Source organism: Vallitalea sp. (genome assembly GCF_025211055.1).
Taxonomy (GTDB): Bacteria; Bacillota; Clostridia; order Lachnospirales; family Vallitaleaceae; genus Vallitalea.
In genome coordinates, this window is the sequence record NZ_JAOARO010000018.1 from 42,945 (window position 1) to 63,790 (window position 20,846).

Here is a 20,846-nt window from a genome sequence, read left to right on the forward strand (position 1 = left end):
CTGTCTTTCTATAAAAGCGATGGAACTCATTATAGCCATCAAGTTCCATCGCTTCGTCAGTCAATAATATCGCTATAACTCTAATTGAAGTATTGGTTTTCAGCTGTCCAAGCTTCCAACTCTTCTACAGTTCTACATGGAATAAGTTCACCATCTATAATTCTCTTCTTTGCCTCTTCAACAATTTTAATAGTTTCCTCAGATAATGTCACATTGGAACCTTCAACAGAGTATCCAACAGAACCCTGCTTTATACCACTTCCAACTGAACCAGTAACCCAAGTTTCTTGAATCACATGCCATACTTCATTGAACACCATTTCATTTACATTTCTAATTGACGTGGCAACAATATAGTCAGGTTCTATAGCATTTTGATTACCACCTACACCAAATGCATAATTATCAGTTTCTTCTGCTGCTGCGAATACACCTAGACCACTTGCCCCTGCAATATGCTGGACAAAATCAGCATTTCTACTATACATAGATAAAGCAATCTCTTTGCCCTTTGCAGGATCTGCAAAGTCTCCAACTGATGCAGAAAGGATTTCAGCGTCTGGGTTAACATATTTTACACCTGCCATGAATCCCGTTACACCTTCCATAAGTGCTGGATATTCTTTTCCTACAACAACGCCAATAACATTTTCTTCGTTCGTCTTCGGCAAATTTCCTGCTGTAGTTTCTAGCCCTGCGATTACACCGCATAAGAACGTCTGATGAGTCCAGTCAGTATATACAGTTCTTACATTTTCAATTTCTGCAGCTGAGTCAATTAGAGAGAATTTTATCTCCGGGTATTCTGCTGCAATCTGGGTAACTGCATCAACTTGCTCGTTACCAATACCAATGATTAAGTCATATTCTCCACTTTCTGCAAAAAGTCTAAAATTCGCAATATAGTCACTGACAGCTTTTGGCTCAAAATAATCAAATTCGATCCCAAACTCTTCCTCGGCCTGTAAGAGACCTGCATAAGCCATATCATTGAAGTTCTTGTCACCAAGTCCTCCAGTTGAAAGTACAATACCGACTTTCAGATTAACAACATCTGCCTGATTGTCTTCTTCTGCTGTCGCTTCTGTTCCATTACTCTCCTCACTCACCTTCTCGACTTCTTTTGGTGAATTGCTCTTTGGTGAGCAGCCTACCATTACAAAAACAAGTACAAGTGCGGTTAATAGTTTGATTAGTTTTGTCATCCCAATACCTCCTGTTTTATCACTGTTAATAATTCACACCAACTATTTACACCTATAACTATACAACAACCAAAAAAAACCTTCCATATCCTCATATGACATGAAAGGTTCCGAATATGACATCTTACTACAAATCATTTGATCTAGCAGCAGCAGGAGATATACCCTTATACTTTTTATAGACTCTCGAAAAGTTACCCGGTGCACTATAACCAATTTCATATGCAATCTCAGAAATAGTCATATCTGTATTTGCTAACAAAAACTCAGCTTTGTTCAACCTGTACATAATAAGATATGTTGAAAATGAATCTTTAACCTCTGCCTTAAATAGACGACTAAAGTACTCTGGTGTTAAGTGCATTTTTCTTGCTACTTCCACCATGGAAATATCTTTATTATAATTATCATGGATAAATATTAACGCCTCCTCTATTCTTTTAGAATAGTTATGCTTATCAGCATCATCAATTTTCTCAAGCATAATAGCACAAAGGGAGATACAGTCATTAAGTGTGAGAATATTGTTAATATTCACCATATTTTCCAGAGTCTTCTCTCTCTGGCTATAGTAGTGTTCCTCAAACGCTAAAACCATCTTAATGCTCATCTCAATTCCCCACAAAACATCCATCGGATTAGGAAACCCGAAGATACTCTGCCATTCATCAAGATAGTCCTTCACAAGTTCATATTTTTGCGTTTTCAGACTGAACAAGGTTTCTTTATATAAGCGCCATATTTCATTTCGAGGCAGCAAACTATTCTTTTCGATTTGTTTATAATGATATATGGTATACTTTGATGAATAAAAATAAATTTTAGCTGATATCTCGGACTGTTTTATATACTCTGGTATCATTTGCATGTCACTGCCAAGTTCACTTACACCTACACCAACATTTTCATTTACCAACTCATCACTTAACCAATATTCCATATGTCCACTGATTTTTGATTTAGCCTGTCCGAAAAATAGAATATAGTCATATTCGTTTGCTGCCGAATAAAATATTACATCATAGTTGACTCGTTCAGTATAATCTCTAACCTTATTGCCAATATTCAGATCACTACTATTTATCACACTTAGAACACAACAGTAAGCAGCATCTAACACGCCCATTTTACTTAGATAGCTATTGTATTCACTCGGGCTTTCACTACTCGATTTTAGCAATGAAACATCAAAACTCTGCCGGTTACTAGACCATAGTTTATCCTTTTCACTTGCCTCTTTCTCCTTGAAAAGCTTATTAAGTAAATAAGCAAGCTCTTCGGCCCTAAGCTCAGATTTTAATAGATATTCTACAGTACCTAATGTTATAGCCTCTTTTGCATATGAGAAATCCGCATGACTTGTTAGAACAACAAATGAAATTGTTGGATACTTATTCTTAATGCGTGACATTAACTCAAGCCCAGTCATGCCTGGCATTTCAATATCTGTTATTAGAACATCAACTTCTCCACTGTTTATCACCGTTTCTGCTTCCTGAGCTGATTTACATACTCCAATCACTTCATAAGGCTCACCTAACTTACGAACTCTATATTTTAACCAGTCTCTAATAGGAGCCTCATCATCAACAATAACAATATTTAATTTCATAGTACCTTCTCCTTCAATATAGTTATTTCATCAACGGCAATCTATAAATGACTGTCGTTCCACTCCCCTTAACACTTTTAATTTCAAGACCATACTCATTGCCATAGATTAGTTTTATTCGCTCATTAACATTGTTTAATCCTATCCTGTTTATATTGGTTTCACTATCAAGAATATCCTTGATTTTCTCGCTTGAAATCCCTATTCCGTCATCACTAATAACAATTTCAATACAGCTATCTACTTCACTCACATCCACTGTAATCATATTCTTAACGCCTGAATTTGCATTATAGTATATTGAGTTCTCCACAACTGGTTGAAGTATGAAATTCGGTATCACCGCTTTATTTAGATGAGGCGCACATGTAAACACAGCATCAAATTCCTCTGTATAGCGATGCTTCTGTAACTCGACGTAACTCTTTAATATATCCAGTTCTTCTGAAACGGTTACAAATTCTTCTGATCTTGATAATGTTTTCCTAAGAATACGTGTGAAAAAATACAACATTTCTGTAGCTTCTTCATTTCTCTCCATTTCTACATAAAAGCGAATAGAAATTAAAGTATTATATATAAAATGTGGGTTAATCTGAGCTCTTAAAAAATCAATCTCCACAAGTCTTTTTTGCTTTTCTTCTAATGCAACCTTATCAAGTAAGTCACCAATTTTGACCACCATTTCATTAAAACTTTCTCCAATTCTTGAAAACTCATTTTCATGTTCAAACGATGTACGTATTGTTAAATCACCTTCTGAAACCTTGTTAAGAACTGAATAAATATACTTGATGGGTTTTTTCATCCTTCTTGCTGATAAATAATTTAATACGATGATAATCATAAATGCTATGATCGTTGGGATTATTATCAGGAATCTAACTTCCTTCCTTACATTATCTATTATTGCTTCATCGACCTCACCAACTAAATGCCAACTAGTGTTTGGTATTCGATCCACAAAAACACTATATGACTTATCATTCTCCTCATATCGCATATATTCTGTATTGGTATTTGCTAGATTAATATCAAAGTATCTATTGCCCAGTAATGACTTGTTCTTATGTGAAATAACCTCACCTGAATCATTCATAATAAAAAACTCATTTGTTAGGTTATTCATGTTAATATACTTCCTTGCTAACAAGGCTTCGTTAATAATAAGTTTTATGTAGCCATATGATTCACCAGTAATGGGATCTTCTATTTCATGATACAGACAAAAAATATTACGATAAATACTTTCAAATGCATCATCAACCGTAGTACTGCTGAGCCATGATTCATCAAAAGGGCTTAAATCGTACTCTTCAAATTCCGCTGCTCCTACATACTGAACATTGAATAGATTCATTTCTGCTCCATGTAAATGCTCCAATATATTGCTCAATAAATCATTTATTGATTTCTCAGCCATCTTGTCCTTTGGTTTCCCATGTTCATTAAAATACTCTATCAACTCTACATCCGAAGCAATCAACTCACTCACTCCTACTTCTACTGATAGAAAATCATGTATATTGTCTGATAACTGAGCAACATTATTCTGATTGATTTCAACTATTTCATTGATCAATCTGTCCCTAAAGTGATAATAACCAAGAAATCCAATAATAACTATCATTGTAAAAAGCGCTAACGCCATAGTTAAATATATTTGTGTGATGTAATTTCTATTCATGGTTGCCTCCTTTTCTTAATTATATCACTAAGATCTTTGTTATCCCAGAAAACAAACGCCCACTCTCGGAGTGGTCTGTTCTAAATACTATTCTTATTATGTTCATAATACAATTATCCTGCAAAACCAGCTGTCTTCTTCTTTCTGTTTTCTATCACAGAGATCCCATTCAAGGCGAATCCAATCATATGTCCAGTTACTAATACCATAAATATTGAACCCACACCAACTTTAGCACCCAAAATAAATCCAATAGCTGTAAGGACGACATCCTGAAATACCCTAACGACACCAACATTTAGCCCAAATCGATTATGTACCCCCATCATCAATGCATCAAATGCACCTTCACCAAGACTAGAGGAAATGTATATTGCAATCCCAACACTTAAAACAATAGCCCCACTCACAAGTAATGATATTCTTATAGGCAAATGCTCTGTAGTTATTTGTAATTTAAGACACAGTCCAATAATAGAACCACTCGCTATGGCATGAACCAACGTCCCAACTTTTAACCTAGACTTGTCAATGAAATATACTATAGCAACTACGATGATGAGTAGAATCTGGGATGCAATACCAAAGCTCAGACCGCCCGCATTGGCTACCCCCAGTATAATTGTTGATATCGGATCAGTTCCCAAGTTTGCACTGACGACAAGAGACACCCCCATACCCATAATAATCAATCCTAACCAATACTTCATCCAACGATAATACATAATTTGCTCTCCTTTCAAGATGATCTTCCTTTATTATTATATTTTTTGATTACAGTTTACAGGTCATTTGACCCGTTTCACTTAACATTAATATATGTTAAGTCACTTATAACTACATCCAAATCTTCTCTATTTACAATGTTTTCTGTTTTATCATTATTACAAGTTGATTTATGTACTTTATATTGTTTTATAGTACCATGGTTGTTTTACTTTCTTCAAATATTCTAATAATTTTAATTATTGTATAATTTATTATAACCTATCCATAATCATTTTATTCAAATCAATCTTAAAAGCAAAAAAGACGACCTTACAAAACGTAAGGCCGTTCGTTTCACAATTTCTGTCATATAAATTATCCATCATTCTTTGACTCAGAAAACTTTCCACCTAATACAGTTATGTCTAAGCTCAATTTGACTCATTCCTATACCAAATATGAACAAAAAGGCATGGCTATATAATTTCCAAAGCTATTTTCATCATATCTATGAACGTTTTTTGACGTTCTTCTGCTGATGTTTCTTCAAATGTCACCAATGAATCGCTTACTGTTAAGAGACAAAGAGCTTTTACTTTTTTTCTAGCAGCAATTGTATACAAGGCAACAGCTTCCATTTCTATTCCCAAGACACCATGTGATCTCAACTTCTCAATGTCATTTTTATCACCGTCATAGAAAGAATCATTTGAAACAATATTACCAACATGTGTATTCACATTGGCAATTTCTCTATTGTCATAAGCTGCTTTTAAAAGTTCAAAATCAGCTATTGCTGCATAATCCAGATTACCAAACGTCTTCTTATTGATATTTGAATTCGTGCATGCACCCATTGCAATAATCAGGTCACGAACTTTCACATCTTCTTGGATAGCTCCACATGTACCTACACGAATCATTGACTCCACATTGTAGTCATCGATCAGTTCATTAATATAGATTGACGCAGAAGGAATTCCCATGCCCGTCCCTTGTACCGAGACTCTTTTCCCTTTATATGTACCAGTATAGCCGTACATACCTCTGACTTCATTGTAGCAAATAACATCTTCCAGGAATGTATCAGCAATAAACTTTGCTCTTAATGGGTCGCCTGGTAACAATACCTTTTCCGCCACTGCCCCCAGTTTAGCGTTAATGTGTGTACTCATAAAATGCCTCCTTATAAACTTCTTAGATTTATTATCACTTATTCTTATGCCAATAAACAGGTCATTTGACCCGTTTGGTAAATATGTTATAATTTTACTTATAAAGTACTAAAAGGAGGTCCTGCTAATGTCACTTTCAGCCCTGATCGACCACGCCCCTATAAATATCAAACCACTGCTTACCACACGGTATTATGAAAAGGGACGCCATATTCTCTTTCCAGGAGAATCAAATACCAGTTTATTTCTCCTTACAGAAGGTATAGCCGAAGTAAGCATGCAGAGTCACCAAGGTAAAAATATATCACTACGATTACATACTGCTCCTGATACGTTTGGTGTTCTTGAGCTTTTTGACGATCAGCTTAAAACACAAAGTGTCATTGCAAAAACTGATTGTCAAGTCATTGTTGTACAACGGAAATTTGTGCTTCAATGGATGGAGGAAGACTTTCAATTTAACTTGTATATTATTAAACTTCTGTCTTCTTGTTTCAGGCAGGCAAATGCTCTTGCATCCATTTTGTCGACTATGACGATAAAAGAAAGAGTGTTGCTTAGTATATATCAGCATCATAAATCAGGAACACTAACATCATTGACTAAAGAAATGTTAATAAATGAAGTTTGTACACCTCGAAGAAGCTTAAATAGAATTATTCAAGATTGTTATGAGGAAGGAATCCTTGAATATAACAGCAAGACATTTCATATTATTAACCTCAAATCACTTGAAGATTCAATAGGTTCTCTAAACTTTAATATGTAGTCAACTACAAGCGCACCCTGTTTTGAATCTCACCCCAACTTGGAAAGCACCTCTCTTGATGCAAAATGAATGCTGGCAGCACCCCAATGTTTGGACAACTGCCAGCACCAATTTATATGCTGTTAAGCTCAATATCTTGTCTTTTATCTACAAGTAAGTCGTATAAGATCCTCCTATAGCCTCATTGATTGTATCTAGACTGTGTGCGTTATGATACGATCGCTTGTATTAATGTCAAGATTTTTTTATTATTTTATCATTAATATCTAAACACCTATATTAAGCTATAAAAACGACTGCACGATGGCAGTCGAATTCGCTTATCTAAATTCTATATGAAGTTCTTTTCTTAGCGCATGAGAAATCTTTTAAGAAAGGCTATACTAAGGTAAATATCATGCCAAGAAAAAGCAAGAATTATACAGATAAGTTTAAAAAGCAACATAGTAGCTCTTAGAAAAAGTGGAAAAGGCGTAACTCAATTAGCTAGAGAATATGATGTCGCAAAATCAACTATTAATAAATGGGTATCCGATTATGATAATACTGGATCCTTTAAAGCTAAAGACAATAGAACGCCTGAGTACAGCATCAGCGCTATGTGTAGAGTTTTGAAAATCCCTAGAAGCTTAATCTATTATAAAAAGAAATTAAGAAAAAATAACACAGAGCTTGAAAATAAAATTATTAGAATATTTAAAGATAGTAAAAACAACTATGGTACTAGAAAAATAAAAGCAGTATTAGCTTTTCCTGTTTCCTTTTTCATCTGTTCCACCTAATATGATGTAATCTATAACGGAGTCAAATATTTCTTTGTCAAATTCTTTCAGTATCTTGTTGTCTTTGAATAGCTTTCTAAATTCTTTAATTTTCTCGGATATGGCTATTTCTTCATCTGCTGTTATTCTGAGTTCGTTTATCTGCTGATTTAATGCTTCTTGTACTGTTGCTAGGAAATCTTCTAGTATTTTTTTGTTATTCTTACACATTTCATTGAATCATTTAACAAAGGCTTCTTCTATGATTTTTTCATGTATTCCTTTACTGTCTGGACAGTTTTTCTTGCCATGTTTGCTTGATAGTATGCAATGCCATACTACTTTACTATTTTTAGTGCCTGCATTTCATGCTCTTCTTTCTACTCCACCTTGGCAGAAACCACATTTTATTTTACTGCTGAAGGTGTATTGCCTGCTGTATCTGTCTATTCTGCCTTGGGTTTTATTGACGTTTCTTCTTTTTCTAATTTCTTGGCATTTGTCAAATAGTTCTCTTGATACGATTGGGTAAATGGCATGCTATTAGGGTTACATATTATATGTAATCCCTCTGGTTAAGATTATTTTATTTTTTTGAGGATTAGTGCTATGTCCTCAGTTTTATTTTATCATAGTCTTACTTGTTATAAAATGTAACCTGTATCTAATTCTAATTTTTTATTATCTTATGCTAATGTTTACAATATTTTTGTATATACTCTAACTATATTATATTTAAATTTACTAGCACTAGGCGGTGTTTATAATGATATATCAATTCATGATATTTGATATAAATATAAGCCTTATACTCTTTAAGATACCTGAGTCTCATTCTCCCATACTTCCCAAGTGGCATTTCATCATATTTAACATCATTAGAAATCTGAATCTTAGGATATAATATCCCATCAACCTCTTCATACTACAATTCCACAGGCTTAAACTTACTCTCCATTATCATCCTAGCTCCAATTTTAAAGCCTTCTATGAAGGTTTCAAGATAATAATAGGAATCTCTTTCATTACGTGTAGTCAGTAGTTCATCATAAAGCCTAAATTCAGCTTTACCTAGTCTACTTGTAAAATCATTTTCTAGACCAACTTTCACATTAATCTTTTCAAATTTTTCTCCTTTTGGGAAATCCTCTTCATTTCTATAAATTTCACCATAATACAACATTTCTAACATACGTTTCATCCAAATCACCTTTCTTATTTTTATTTAAAAGGTAATCCAAACAAAAACATCCTTATATCCACTCACGCCCTACCATAGTTCAGTACTGACTGAACATATCTACTCAGTACCTATTTTGATAGCAACACGCACCGTAATCTCTCGATATTTCTGAAATTTGCTATGTCAGTACTAAAGGTACAATAATCGCAGAAGTGTGTAAATTCCTTGATTATTAAGAGTCTTGACGATAGAGTACTGTCACTGTCTCGACGTGCACAGTCTGCGGAAACATATCCACCGGCTGAATTTCCTTAACCCTATAACCGCCTTCACCAAGCACTTTAATATCTCTAGCCATAGTCGCAGGATCACATGACACATACACAACCTTCTCTGGCTTCATCTTTATAATAGTCTCCAACAACTCACTATCACAACCTTTTCTAGGTGGATCAACCACTATAACATCCGCCCTAACACCATCGTTATACTTTTCTGTAATAACCTCTTCAGCCTTACCAACATAAAATTTAGTATTACTTATGTTATTAAGCTCAGCGTTATTCTTAGCGTCCTCTATAGCTTCTGAAACTATCTCTACTCCCATAACCTTCTTACTCTTATCTGCTAAAAACAATGATATCGTACCAATACCACAATAAGCATCCCAAACTACTTCATTTCCACACAAATCTGCAAACTCTAATACCTTACTATACAACTTCTCAGTCTGTACAGGATTCACTTGATAAAAAGATAAAGGCGAAATATTATAAGCAACTTCTCCAATATAATCAGTTATATAAGGTTTGCCCCATAACATCTTTATTTTATTACCCATGATAACATTAGTTTTATCTTTATTGACACTAATAAATATACTAGCCACATTATCTATTTTTCTAAGATTATTGATCAGTTCATCACTATTAGGCAACTTATTACCATTAATTACAACCCCTACCATAATCTCTTTCGTATGAAAACTTACTCTAGTAACAATATGTCTAACAAAACCCTTATGACTTACTTCATTATATGGTCTTACATTATTCATCAACATATACTTTTTAATAACACTAATAATGTCCTTATTTATCGGCTGTTGTATATAACATCTATCTGTAGATATTATATTATGACTTCTCATAGCATAAAATCCAATATTGACAGAATCATCTCCCATGCTTCCTACAGGAAATTGTACTTTGTTTCTATAGAAATAAGGCTTATCCATACCTATCACTTTGTTAACTTTTATATCAGTTATACCACCAATTCTTTCAATAATATCTTGCACCTTTTTTTGTTTATAACTTAGTTGGCCCTCATAGGATAAATGCTGTAACTGACATCCGCCACATCGTTTTGCTATATCACACACAGGGTCAATTCTATGAATTGAAGGTTCTAAGATATTAATTAATTTTCCAAACCCAAAATTCTTTTTTGTCTTAATTACTTTTACCTTGATTTTCTCTTGTGGCAATGCTCCATCAACAAATAGCGTATAGCCATCTATCTTACCTATACCTTCACCATTTATACCTAGATCATCTATAACCATTTCATAATACTCATTCTTAACTACGGGTAACTCAACATTTTTTGCCTTCATGATTATTCATCCTCTATACTTTAATATAAAAAGGGCATTCCCATAATACAATAATACGCTTTTCTCTAAGTTAAAGAAATGTATTATGAGAAAGCCCCTCATAGAATTTATTTTTTACTAATTAATATCTAGTTCTTCTAACATTAGAATCAAAGATTCTCTGCCAACCTAACCAATTATCTTCCACATCACTTGTTTCTAATAGATCAGAAAATGTTCTTAGTTTTGCATCGCAGTTATCTGCAAAATGTAGAGCAAGTGCTTCTATTGTTTGTGGTTTCTTAGGTGAACCATATTCCAATTCTCCATGATGAGCTAAGATACAATGTTTTACCATGTAAGCTAAATCCCCTGGGAAACCAGGAATCTCTTTGATTCTATCTGAAACCCACTCAGTAGATATCATTATATGCCCTAATAATTGACCAGGGTCAGTATATTCGATAATAGGGAATTTTGATAACTCTTTTATCTTTCCTATATCGTGGAACAATGCAGAAGTATATAATATGTCCTTATTAATCACTTTATAATTACTAGCAAAGAATTTACACATATTGAGTACACAAAGAGTATGCTCTAGTAAACCTCCTAGATAACTATGATGCATTGTTTTCGCTGCTGTATGTTCTTTGAAGGTTTTAATGAACTCCCTATCTTCAACAAAAAATTTCTTAACTAAAACGCTAAGATATTTGTTATCTATATCATTAACAAATGTGAGTAATTCAGAATACATCTCATTAATATCCCTGCTGGAAACTGGAATATACTCTCTTGGGTCATACTCTCCTTCGCTACTTTTTCTCAATCTTCTTATATTAAGCTGTATGGAGTTTTGGAATGTTATAACCAAAGCATCGATTTTAATATACTCATGCTCATTAAAATCATTAATACCATCATTTAAATCCCATATTTTAGCATCTACTACACCTGTTTTATCTTGTAATTTTAGAGAATAGTAAGTTTTACCAGCTCTTGTTTTCAATACTTGCTTATTAACACACAAGTAATGGTCTTGTATTTGTTCTCCTTCTTTCATGTCTACTATGTAACGCATATATTACTCCTTTCAAAACCACCATCAATTTATATCATAATCTATATACTATCCAATATATCAATAAGATATATTAATAACCTTAAACTTAGTATTATTTTATTCCAAACATTCATCTTACATTATACCCTATTTTATATAAAAAAAAAAGAAACTCACGATTTCTTTTATAATAATTTAAAAAAGGCTTTGATTATTGTATTTATATATAATCAAAGCCCGTTATCAATAATTACATAATACTTTGTCTATCAGTTAGTTTCACATTAAGTTCTACCTTTTTAAAACCTTTGTTTGTTTTTCTTGCTACTTTTACTGATACAGTGTCTCCCACTTCATATTTTTCAATTTCCTTTTGTAAATCTTCAAAATTAAAGATTTTGGCTCCACCAAATTCAAATATAATATCTTGTGATCTAAGTCCAGCTTTTTGGGCACCACTGCCTTCTGTTACTTCTTTAACTAGTATTCCTATAGGTAATCCATAGAAATCACCCATTTCTTCGGTAACGTCAATACCTCTAATACCTAATGCTGGTCTATCTTTTTGATTAACAATGTCTTCAATAATAGGTTTTGCTTCATTGACTGGTATAGCAAATCCCATACCTTCTATATCTGTAGAAGCTAATTTATAACTATTGATACCGATAACTTCACTCTGTGCATTAACTAATGCTCCACCACTATTACCTGGGTTGATTGCTGCATCAGTCTGAATAAGTGGCAAACTCTTATCAGTAGATTCTAATGTTCTGTTAATAGCACTAATATATCCTACTGTAACAGTATTACTATATTGTTTTCCAAGAGGGTTACCTATAGCAACTGCTAGTTCTCCAACCTTTATCTTGGCAGAATCACCTAACTTAGCAATTTTAATACTATTCAATAATTCATTTTTCATATCCTTTTTTGCTACAGATAGAACTGCTAGATCATAATCTCTTTCATAACCAACAACTTTTGCATTGATATTTTCAGAATTGAAAAAAGTTACCACAACATTTCTAGCGCCATCTATAACATGTTGATTAGTTACAATATATATATCATCTTTGTTTTCTCCAAATATTATACCTGAGCCAGTTCCTTCTTGTTCATATTGATTGTTAAACCAATCTTTAGCAGTGACAACACTTGTAATTGTCACTATTGAAGGTTTCATATTTTCCGCTATTGCAACAACTGGTGATTTATATTTTTCATTAATTATGGAAGTATACTCACTACTTACTTCCTTTAGATCTTCAGATAAAGTAGTTGTATTGCTTGTATCTCCAAAAGAAAATTGATTTGAATCATCTTTTTGAGATATTGTTGAACCTACATATTTTTCAAAAAATGGTTTAGTAACTACCATACCTATTTGGAATGCTCCTCCTAGAAGAACTGCTACTAAAACACTTGCTATCACCTTTTTCCAAGTAAAATTTCTTTTACGAACTTTTCTCTCTTCATTTTTTATTCTTTCTTGAAAACATTGATTTGAATAAGCTTGATTATGTTCATCCATTGATAAGTTGCTATTATTACTTTCGTTGATATGACTTTTGATAATAGTTGTTTCTATAATATCATCATAATCATTTCCTTCTAAATTATTAGTATTATTTTCGTTACCATTGATTTCATTTCCATTCTCATCATATCTTTTGAATTCATCCATATATATTCCTCCAAATCTTTATTTTTAGATTAACCTAATCATTGCATTTTTTTCTAAGTATAATTCTTCCAAGTTGGTTAATCATATATTCTATAATAAGATTATACTCATTTTCTTTGAATAAAATATGAACTCTTTGTTAATAATTTTGAATAATTTAGCATTATGTTAAATAACAATAAAAAAGACCATCTAAGCAATATACTTAGACAATCTGGATAAATTAGTTATTATTGAACTTTAATATAATATTATTTATTATCTTTGTTTTTATTTTCAATTGACTTATCTTTATTATTTACAATTTGATTAACATTATTTTTTACATTTGACATACTGCATTTACCATCTATATGAGCACCTTCATCAATAATGATACTAGCTGTATTAATATCTCCTGTTATTTTCGCTGTTTTAGTCAGGTGAAGCTGACCTGTAATCTTCAAGTTACCATCAATCTTACCTGCCACCAACAAAAAATCTGCTTCTATATTACCTTTAATATATCCAGTTTCCCCAATAGCTAAACTAGCTTCAACTTTCATATCTCCATAGTACTTACCATTTATCTGTACTGAACTCTTGGATTTTAATGTAGAATTTTCTAATATTGTATCTTTTCCTATTATAGTAGATGGTTTATCATAAGTTGCTTGTTTCTTTTGCTTAATCATTTCAACTCTCCTTTGATACAAATTCGAATAAATTTTTGTAATTAAATTTTGTTAATTAAATATAATTATTTTCATTTATATATATAATCCATTGGATTTTGTGTTTCACCATTTATAAGAACTCCATAATGAACGTGAGGTCCACTGCTTCTGCCAGTACTTCCTGATTTTGCTATTTTATCTCCACGTTTTACCTTGTCACCTTTTTTAACTAATAATTTGGAATTATGCGCATATTTGGTAGTAATACCATATCCATGGTCAATAATTACCAATCTTCCATATATACCGTCATATCCTGAAAAAACAACGGTTCCTTTACCAGTAGCATATACGCTTGTTCCATAACTAGCTTTTAAGTCTACACCTCTATGAAATTCAAAGGCTTTGCGTCCAAAAGGATTTTTTCTCCAACCATATGGACTTGTTACCCACGTATTTTTAACAGGCAACATTGAAGGATAAGCTTCCCAATAAGGGATTATCTCATCAACTTTATCATTAAGTTCATTATATGTATTAGTTTCACTGTCAATCAATTTCATTGTCTCTTGAAGTTTATTTATTAAATCTTCTGCTTTAGTTTGAAAATCTTCCTCTACAGATATTATCTGCTTTGCCCTATCAGACTTATCTTCTTGGCTATTTATGGGTAATAAATCTAAAGATGCAGTTATATTAGTACTTCTTGATGCTGAAAATTCAGCTACCAAAGGTTCAGCCGAAGCTTTTCTATCTATGGAACCTATAGGCTTGCTGTCAGTAGTTTTCTTAGTACCATTAAGCTTAGAATCAATATCCTGTTTTTGATCTTCTAATTCTTGAAGCTTGTTTTGAATCTGTGTATATAATTCCTGTAGATCATCTAACTTGGAAAACCTTTCAGCTTCTTCTACTTCATATTCCTTGATCTTTGCATCTTTATCACTATTCTCGTATGTATTTGTTTGAAGATTGAGATTAGCAGTTGCCATTTTGTTTTGAACATCAGCTACATTTGTCATTGTTACCAGTACCCATATTATTACAGAAATAACACAAGCAAATAGAGGGAACCTAATCCATTTTGGAATCTTAATGGTCTTAGGGCTTTTGGTAGGATCAGGAATTATAACAAAAGTTATATATTTACGGCTCTTGATTTTATGCTCTTTAACGTTATGCCTAGTCCCCCAATTCATTTTTTATCCCCACCTTTAACAGTATCTTGTTATTTTATGTATATAATTGGTATATTTTCTACTTTAGCCAAATACATTATAACATATTTTTTAATATATTTGTAATATAAATTTAAAATTTTAGTATTATATTAAAATAAAAAATACTGCTTTAAGAGACGCTGATACCTATTCTACGTATCAAGCCACTGAAGTAATAGGTAAAATAATTTAGATTATGCAGTGAAATTCTACAATACAGAAATGAGAAGAGTTGATACGTTAACTGGAAAGTCATCTTACTCCCTTTATATTCATTTTAAATGTAGTTAGCATTTTAAAATTATTTAGTGAATCATTATTTAAGGTCATTTATAATTGCATTGACTCCCTGTAAAATCACATCACTCAAGACATCAGTGTAATTTTCATATTTATCTGTTCTATACCCTTGCCCTGCTACGCAGAAGGCTCACAAGCTGAGGTTGCCGACATTGGTTCTAGTAGATGAAACCAAGAAAAGGAATGGTTGATTATATCGCTATATCCTCATTAAAAGACATATCAAAACCAAAAACTAGAAAATAGCTCTGTACAATTTCTTTTAAGATAGCATTATTTAACTCATGTATATTATCATAAATTACAGGATATAAAAAATCTGTTTTTTGTTCTGAACTTGGGTACTTAAATTATCTGATGTTTCATATATATTATGTTCATCTTGTTTTTGAGTAAATTTCATACAACCCGAAAGGTACAATATAATTATGTATTACCATAAGACAAATTCAAAAGTCGTTAAAGAGTATATAGAGGGTAATGTTTTATATGACTTGACATGCTCCCGTACGATATGCTGTACTATATAAGGGAAATAATCAGTTTTAACTTTTAAAATAGACCATATTGATGTAAAATATAAATGAATCCTATCATATGTAAGATACCTAAATAATAATAATAATAAGGTGGTTAAAATGAATACTAAAGTTTTAAAAACATTAGAATATAATAAAATAATAGAACAGTTAATAAGTAAAACTTCATCCAGAATGGGAAAAGAACTATCATCTTCTTTAATTCCATACTGTGACATTGATACTATTAGAACCAAACAAAAAGAAACTTCTGAAGCAGCAACTATGATATTAAGAAGAGGCTCATTAGCATTGGGTGGACTTAAGGATATTCGTTCATCCATTAAAAGATTAGCTATAGGTGGTGACCTTTCACAGATAGAGCTATTGAATATCGGGGAAGTACTAAGAGTATCCAGACATGTAAAATCATATGCAAAATCAGCAAAAGATTCTAATACAGCTAATAATCTAGACACCTTATATGGTTTATTTGATGCTATAGAAGTACTTAATCCATTATATAAGGAAATAACTAGATGTATTATTTCTGAAGAAGAAATATCTGATGATGCAAGCCATGAATTATATAATATAAGACGACAGATGAAGGTATCCAATGGTAAGATCAAAGAGCACCTTAACAAAATCATTACATCAAGTACTTATAAAAATATGCTCCAAGATCCAATAATCACTTTACGTAACGATAGGTATTGTGTTCCTGTTAAACAAGAATATCGTGGTAGCTTCAAAGGTATGATACATGACCAGTCAGCTTCAGGCTCTACATTATTTATAGAACCTATGTCTGTTGTAGAATTGAATAATAAAATAAAAGAACTCTTCACAAAGGAAAAGCAAGAGATAGAGAAAATATTAACTATCCTTAGTTCAATGTGCTTTGAACATAAGGAAGAATTAGCTAGTGACTTGAAAATATTGACAGAAATAGATTTCATTTTTGCAAAAGGTGAATTATCAATATCCTTAGGTGGTACAGAACCCATTTTTAACAATGATAAATATATAAACATAAAAAAAGGACGTCACCCATTACTTGATAAAGATACTGTTGTTCCTATAGACATACATTTAGGTAGAGAGTTTACAACGCTCATGATTACAGGACCTAATACAGGAGGTAAAACTGTAACATTAAAAACAGTAGGGCTATTAACATTAATGGGACAGGCAGGTCTGCATATTCCTGCTTCCCACAAATCTGAGCTTACAATTTTTGATGATTTATTCGCTGATATCGGAGATGAACAGAGCATTGAACAATCTCTTAGTACCTTTTCATCCCATATGACTAATATAATTGACATCCTACAAAATGCTACCTATAATTCATTAGTTCTATTTGATGAATTAGGAGCTGGTACAGACCCTACAGAAGGAGCCGCTTTAGCTATGGCTATTCTAGAAAATCTTCATAAGAAGAATGTTCTTACTATAGCTACTACCCACTATAGCGAGTTAAAAGTATATGCTCTATCTACAAAAGGTGTGGAAAATGCTTGTTGTGAATTTGATGTCAAAACATTAAGACCTACTTACAAATTGCTTATAGGTATCCCTGGTAAAAGTAATGCTTTTGCCATATCAAAAAGATTAGGATTAACCGATAATATAATAGAAGATGCAAAACAATTATTAGAACATAAGGAAATAAGATTCGAAGACCTTATTACAGAACTTGAGATAAGCAAAAAAACTACAATAATGGAAAAAGAAAAAGCATTGAAATACAGCAAAGAAGCTGAAGAATTGAAAAACAAAGTTATAATACAACGTGAAAAGATTCAGAAACAAAAAGACAAAATACTTACCGAAGCAAGAGAAGAAGCATATAAACTACTTAATAATGCAAAAGAAGATGCAGATAACATAATAAAAAGCATGAATAAGCTTCGTACCAACTCTGATAACTCCAAAGAAATGGAAATGCAGAGAAGTAAACTTCGTTCATCTATATCTTCTTTAGAAAAAGATTTATCAACATGTATAAAGACGAAAAAAGCTAATACTAAATCTCCAAAAGATCTAAAAGCAGGAGATACTGTTTTTGTGTCAACATTTAACCAAAAAGGAACTGTTCTAGAGTCTCCTAATGCTAAGGGAGATGTTCAGGTTCAATTAGGCATCATGAAGACAAAAGTCAACATTAAAAATCTAAGTTATGTTAAAAGTGCAGAAGTAAATTATAAAAAAGTACCAAAAAATAAAAATAACATTTCATCCAAATCCATGTCAATCTCTCCTGAATATGATGTTCGTGGAAGAAGTGTTGAAGAAGCATTAGGTGAACTAGACAAATTTCTTGATGATGCATATTTGTCTCACCTTCCACAAATAACTATTATACATGGAAAAGGAACCGGTACTCTTAGAACAGCAATCCATACATTCCTTAGAAAAATTAAGTATGTGAAATCATTTAGAATCGGTAACTACGGCGAAGGCGAATCTGGTGTAACAATAGTTGAATTCAAATAAGGAGGTAGATAGTATGGAATCAAAACAAAAAATACTCATAGTTGATGATGATCCAAATATAACAGAGTTAATATCTCTATACCTTAACAAAGAAGGTTATTTAACTAAATTCGTTCATAACGGTAATAATGCAGTAAAAACTTTTCAGACATTTGCACCTAATTTAGTAATATTAGATTTAATGCTTCCAGGAATGGATGGTTATGATATATGTAAAGAAATAAGGAAAATAAGCAATATCCCTATAATCATGTTAACTGCGAAAGGAGAAACTTTTGATAAGATATTAGGCCTAGAGTTAGGTGCAGACGATTATATGGTAAAGCCTTTTGATACAAAAGAACTAACAGCAAGAGTAAAAGCAGTTCTTCGTAGATATCAACCATGGGATGATAAGAATAAACAAGTGGTAGTACCTAATCTTACAATCAATTTATCTAACTATACAGTTATATATTTTGATAAGAAAATTGAGATGCCGCCAAAAGAGCTGGAACTTCTATATTTCCTAGCTTCCAATTCTAATCAAGTGTTTACTAGAGAACAACTATTAGATAGAATATGGGGTTATGAATACATTGGGGACACGAGAACTGTTGATGTTCATGTAAAAAGGATAAGGGAAAAAATAAAAGAAACAGATTATTGGGGTATCAAAACTGTTTGGGGTATAGGATATAAATTTGAGGTGAAGTGATGTTCAAATCATTTGTTAATAAATTCTTCTTAATATATGCAATATTGACACTAATTATATTTATGCTATTAACAACTTTATTAACTAACATTATTGAATCTTTTTTTATCAACGACCAAAAAAAGAATATGATTAATGTTGGAGAAGCTATAAGTGAAGGATATTTGGCCGCATACTATGATCAAACCAAAATGGCAGCTCTAAATTTTGAATATCAGATTGTAGTCATGAGTAATAATATTGGTTCCAGGATATGGATATTATCTAATGATGGTACAGTTCAGATAGATTCAGAAAAAGGTGTTAATTCATTTGAAAAACTAGTTGTAGATAATCCTAGCATTGATAAGGCTAAAAAAGGTGAAATTGTTACCTTAAAAGGAGATTTCTATGGTTTGTCCTCTACTCCACTTATAACTGTCATTGTTCCTATAAAGATGAACAATGACATTAAAGGAATAATAGTTATGCACTCACCCTACCCTGCTGTCAAGAAAACAGCTAATTATTTCTTTAATCTTACTATTATATGCTTACTATTCTCATTAGTATTTTCCATCATGTTAATGTATTTATTCTCAAGAAGAATTACAAAAACATTCCAACAGATGAATAGAACCGCAAGATCAATAGCTAATGGAAATTTTGAGAGTAGAATCGTAATAAATACCAATGACGACATAGGAGAACTTGCTACAAATCTGAATTTTATGGCTGCTGAATTAGGAAAGTTAGAAGAAATGCGCAGGAGCTTCATAGCTAACATCTCTCATGATTTCCGTTCACCATTAACGTCAATAAAAGGTTTTGTACAAGCTATATTAGACGGTACTATACCTCATGAAAATCAAGACAAATATCTTAACATAGTCTTAGATGAGACTAATAGACTTAGTAACTTGACTAATGAAATTCTATTACTTACAAAGCTTGAAAACAATGGATTACAGCTTAATTATACAGAGTTTGATATACATTTTGTGATTAGAGAAGTATTAATCAAATTTGAAGGTAAGATAAGAGAGAAAAAAATTCATATTACTTTATTAATTGATGAAAAACAGATCATAGTGTATGCTGATAAAGATAAAATCGAAAGAGTTATCTATAACCTCATTGATAATGCAGTAAAATTCTGTAATAAAGGTGATAGAATAACCATTGAAACAACAAAGTTCAAGGATAAAGTGAATATATCTATAAAAGATAATGGTCCAGGTATCAATGAAGATGAAATCAAATATATATTCAATAGGTTTCATAAATCTGACCGGTCACGTGGTGAAGATAAAAAAGGTACTGGCCTTGGATTATCTATTGTAAAAGAAATAATTACAGCTCATGGAGAAACTATAAATGTTAACAGCAAAGTAAATGTTGGAACTGAATTTGTCTTCACATTGACTATATCTAAGAATAAATAATAATTATAACCACCTATTTATAAACTACCCTTAAAAAGTGTATTTATGAATAGGTGGTTTTTTATGTGAAAATTCTGTA

16 protein-coding genes and 2 pseudogenes are annotated in these 20,846 nt (G+C 32.1%); 4 read left to right on the forward strand and 14 right to left on the reverse strand.

The genetic code is table 11. The features are described 5' to 3' along the window. Window positions 1–80: 80 nt before the first annotated feature. The 6 genes and pseudogenes from N4A55_RS02385 to deoD all read right to left on the reverse strand — a co-directional run bounded on the left by N4A55_RS02385 (window position 81) and on the right by deoD (window position 6,387). Window positions 81–1,109: a BMP family lipoprotein gene (locus N4A55_RS02385; RefSeq protein WP_293753847.1), complete on the reverse strand. Its 1,029-nt coding sequence runs from the start codon at window positions 1,107–1,109 to the stop codon at window positions 81–83. A 223-nt stretch (window positions 1,110–1,332) separates the two neighbouring features. Next, a complete protein-coding gene (locus N4A55_RS02390) occupies window positions 1,333–2,817 on the reverse strand; it encodes a response regulator transcription factor (RefSeq protein WP_293753848.1) in 1,485 nt (494 codons plus the stop codon). Window positions 2,818–2,839: 22 nt separating this feature from the next. Further along, the gene (locus tag N4A55_RS02395; RefSeq protein ID WP_293753849.1) at window positions 2,840–4,504 is read right to left on the reverse strand and encodes a sensor histidine kinase; all 1,665 of its coding nucleotides are present in this window, start codon (window positions 4,502–4,504) and stop codon (window positions 2,840–2,842) included. 113 nt (window positions 4,505–4,617) lie between these two features. After that, window positions 4,618–5,247, reverse strand: a complete 630-nt coding sequence (locus N4A55_RS02400; RefSeq protein WP_293753850.1) for a YczE/YyaS/YitT family protein — start codon at window positions 5,245–5,247, stop codon at window positions 4,618–4,620. 62 nt (window positions 5,248–5,309) lie between these two features. After that, window positions 5,310–5,426, reverse strand: a pseudogene (locus N4A55_RS02405) (IS3 family transposase); the annotation flags it as partial. A gap of 262 nt (window positions 5,427–5,688) precedes the next feature. Continuing rightward, on the reverse strand, window positions 5,689–6,387 hold the full coding sequence (gene deoD / locus N4A55_RS02410; protein WP_293753851.1) for a purine-nucleoside phosphorylase: 699 nt from the start codon (window positions 6,385–6,387) through the stop codon (window positions 5,689–5,691). A gap of 127 nt (window positions 6,388–6,514) precedes the next feature. Here deoD and N4A55_RS02415 point away from each other — a divergent pair, with 127 nt between their 5' ends. After that, window positions 6,515–7,156 carry a Crp/Fnr family transcriptional regulator gene (locus N4A55_RS02415; RefSeq protein ID WP_293753852.1) on the forward strand — a complete coding sequence of 214 codons (642 nt, stop codon included), beginning with the start codon at window positions 6,515–6,517 and terminating at the stop codon, window positions 7,154–7,156. 743 nt (window positions 7,157–7,899) lie between these two features. Here the strand turns inward: N4A55_RS02415 and N4A55_RS02420 are convergent. The 8 genes and pseudogenes from N4A55_RS02420 to N4A55_RS02450 form a co-directional block, all read right to left on the reverse strand. Next, the gene (locus tag N4A55_RS02420; protein ID WP_293753853.1) at window positions 7,900–8,148 is read right to left on the reverse strand and encodes a hypothetical protein; all 249 of its coding nucleotides are present in this window, start codon (window positions 8,146–8,148) and stop codon (window positions 7,900–7,902) included. Window positions 8,149–8,641: 493 nt separating this feature from the next. Beyond that, window positions 8,642–8,830, reverse strand: a pseudogene (locus N4A55_RS17005) (TnpV protein); the annotation flags it as partial. A 12-nt stretch (window positions 8,831–8,842) separates the two neighbouring features. Next, entirely contained in the window at window positions 8,843–9,118 is a 276-nt protein-coding gene (locus N4A55_RS02425; protein WP_293753855.1) for a DUF6809 family protein, read from the reverse strand. A 214-nt stretch (window positions 9,119–9,332) separates the two neighbouring features. Further along, window positions 9,333–10,718 carry a 23S rRNA (uracil(1939)-C(5))-methyltransferase RlmD gene (gene rlmD / locus N4A55_RS02430; protein ID WP_293753856.1) on the reverse strand — a complete coding sequence of 462 codons (1,386 nt, stop codon included), beginning with the start codon at window positions 10,716–10,718 and terminating at the stop codon, window positions 9,333–9,335. A gap of 121 nt (window positions 10,719–10,839) precedes the next feature. Next, the gene (locus N4A55_RS02435) at window positions 10,840–11,781 is read right to left on the reverse strand and encodes a 3'-5' exoribonuclease YhaM family protein (protein WP_293753857.1); all 942 of its coding nucleotides are present in this window, start codon (window positions 11,779–11,781) and stop codon (window positions 10,840–10,842) included. 232 nt (window positions 11,782–12,013) lie between these two features. Continuing rightward, the gene (locus tag N4A55_RS02440) at window positions 12,014–13,450 is read right to left on the reverse strand and encodes a S1C family serine protease (protein ID WP_293753859.1); all 1,437 of its coding nucleotides are present in this window, start codon (window positions 13,448–13,450) and stop codon (window positions 12,014–12,016) included. 251 nt (window positions 13,451–13,701) lie between these two features. Then, on the reverse strand, window positions 13,702–14,124 hold the full coding sequence (locus N4A55_RS02445) for a bactofilin family protein (protein ID WP_293753860.1): 423 nt from the start codon (window positions 14,122–14,124) through the stop codon (window positions 13,702–13,704). A 71-nt stretch (window positions 14,125–14,195) separates the two neighbouring features. Next, complete coding sequence (locus N4A55_RS02450) at window positions 14,196–15,305, reverse strand: M23 family metallopeptidase (protein WP_293753861.1); 1,110 nt, start codon at window positions 15,303–15,305, stop codon at window positions 14,196–14,198. Between the two features lie 959 nt (window positions 15,306–16,264). Between N4A55_RS02450 and N4A55_RS02455 the strand changes: the two genes are divergently transcribed. From N4A55_RS02455 to N4A55_RS02465, 3 genes are read left to right on the forward strand one after another with little or no spacing between them, the layout of a single operon-like run. Continuing rightward, window positions 16,265–18,646 carry an endonuclease MutS2 gene (locus N4A55_RS02455; RefSeq protein ID WP_293753863.1) on the forward strand — a complete coding sequence of 794 codons (2,382 nt, stop codon included), beginning with the start codon at window positions 16,265–16,267 and terminating at the stop codon, window positions 18,644–18,646. Window positions 18,647–18,659: 13 nt separating this feature from the next. Further along, a complete protein-coding gene (locus N4A55_RS02460) occupies window positions 18,660–19,343 on the forward strand; it encodes a response regulator transcription factor (protein WP_293753864.1) in 684 nt (227 codons plus the stop codon). Further along, entirely contained in the window at window positions 19,343–20,767 is a 1,425-nt protein-coding gene (locus N4A55_RS02465; protein ID WP_293753865.1) for a sensor histidine kinase, read from the forward strand. Before N4A55_RS02460 ends, N4A55_RS02465 begins: the two co-directional genes overlap by 1 nt. The last annotated feature ends 79 nt before the right edge of the window (window positions 20,768–20,846 follow it).

Excerpts from the sequence above, each read along its gene's own strand:
- N4A55_RS02460 (WP_293753864.1), top strand. The coding sequence starts at position 18,660 with ATGGAATCAAAACAAAAAATACTCATAGTTGATGATGATCCAAATATA.
- N4A55_RS02445 (WP_293753860.1), bottom strand. The coding sequence starts at position 14,124 with ATGATTAAGCAAAAGAAACAAGCAACTTATGATAAACCATCTACTATA.
- N4A55_RS02415 (WP_293753852.1), top strand. The coding sequence starts at position 6,515 with ATGTCACTTTCAGCCCTGATCGACCACGCCCCTATAAATATCAAACCA.
- N4A55_RS02465 (WP_293753865.1), top strand. The coding sequence starts at position 19,343 with ATGTTCAAATCATTTGTTAATAAATTCTTCTTAATATATGCAATATTG.
- deoD (WP_293753851.1), bottom strand. The coding sequence starts at position 6,387 with ATGAGTACACACATTAACGCTAAACTGGGGGCAGTGGCGGAAAAGGTA.
- N4A55_RS02395 (WP_293753849.1), bottom strand. The coding sequence starts at position 4,504 with ATGAATAGAAATTACATCACACAAATATATTTAACTATGGCGTTAGCG.
- rlmD (WP_293753856.1), bottom strand. The coding sequence starts at position 10,718 with ATGAAGGCAAAAAATGTTGAGTTACCCGTAGTTAAGAATGAGTATTAT.
- N4A55_RS02390 (WP_293753848.1), bottom strand. The coding sequence starts at position 2,817 with ATGAAATTAAATATTGTTATTGTTGATGATGAGGCTCCTATTAGAGAC.
- N4A55_RS02425 (WP_293753855.1), bottom strand. The coding sequence starts at position 9,118 with ATGAAACGTATGTTAGAAATGTTGTATTATGGTGAAATTTATAGAAAT.
- N4A55_RS02420 (WP_293753853.1), bottom strand. The coding sequence starts at position 8,148 with ATGTGTAAGAATAACAAAAAAATACTAGAAGATTTCCTAGCAACAGTA.
- N4A55_RS02440 (WP_293753859.1), bottom strand. The coding sequence starts at position 13,450 with ATGGATGAATTCAAAAGATATGATGAGAATGGAAATGAAATCAATGGT.
- N4A55_RS02455 (WP_293753863.1), top strand. The coding sequence starts at position 16,265 with ATGAATACTAAAGTTTTAAAAACATTAGAATATAATAAAATAATAGAA.
- N4A55_RS02450 (WP_293753861.1), bottom strand. The coding sequence starts at position 15,305 with ATGAATTGGGGGACTAGGCATAACGTTAAAGAGCATAAAATCAAGAGC.
- N4A55_RS02435 (WP_293753857.1), bottom strand. The coding sequence starts at position 11,781 with ATGCGTTACATAGTAGACATGAAAGAAGGAGAACAAATACAAGACCAT.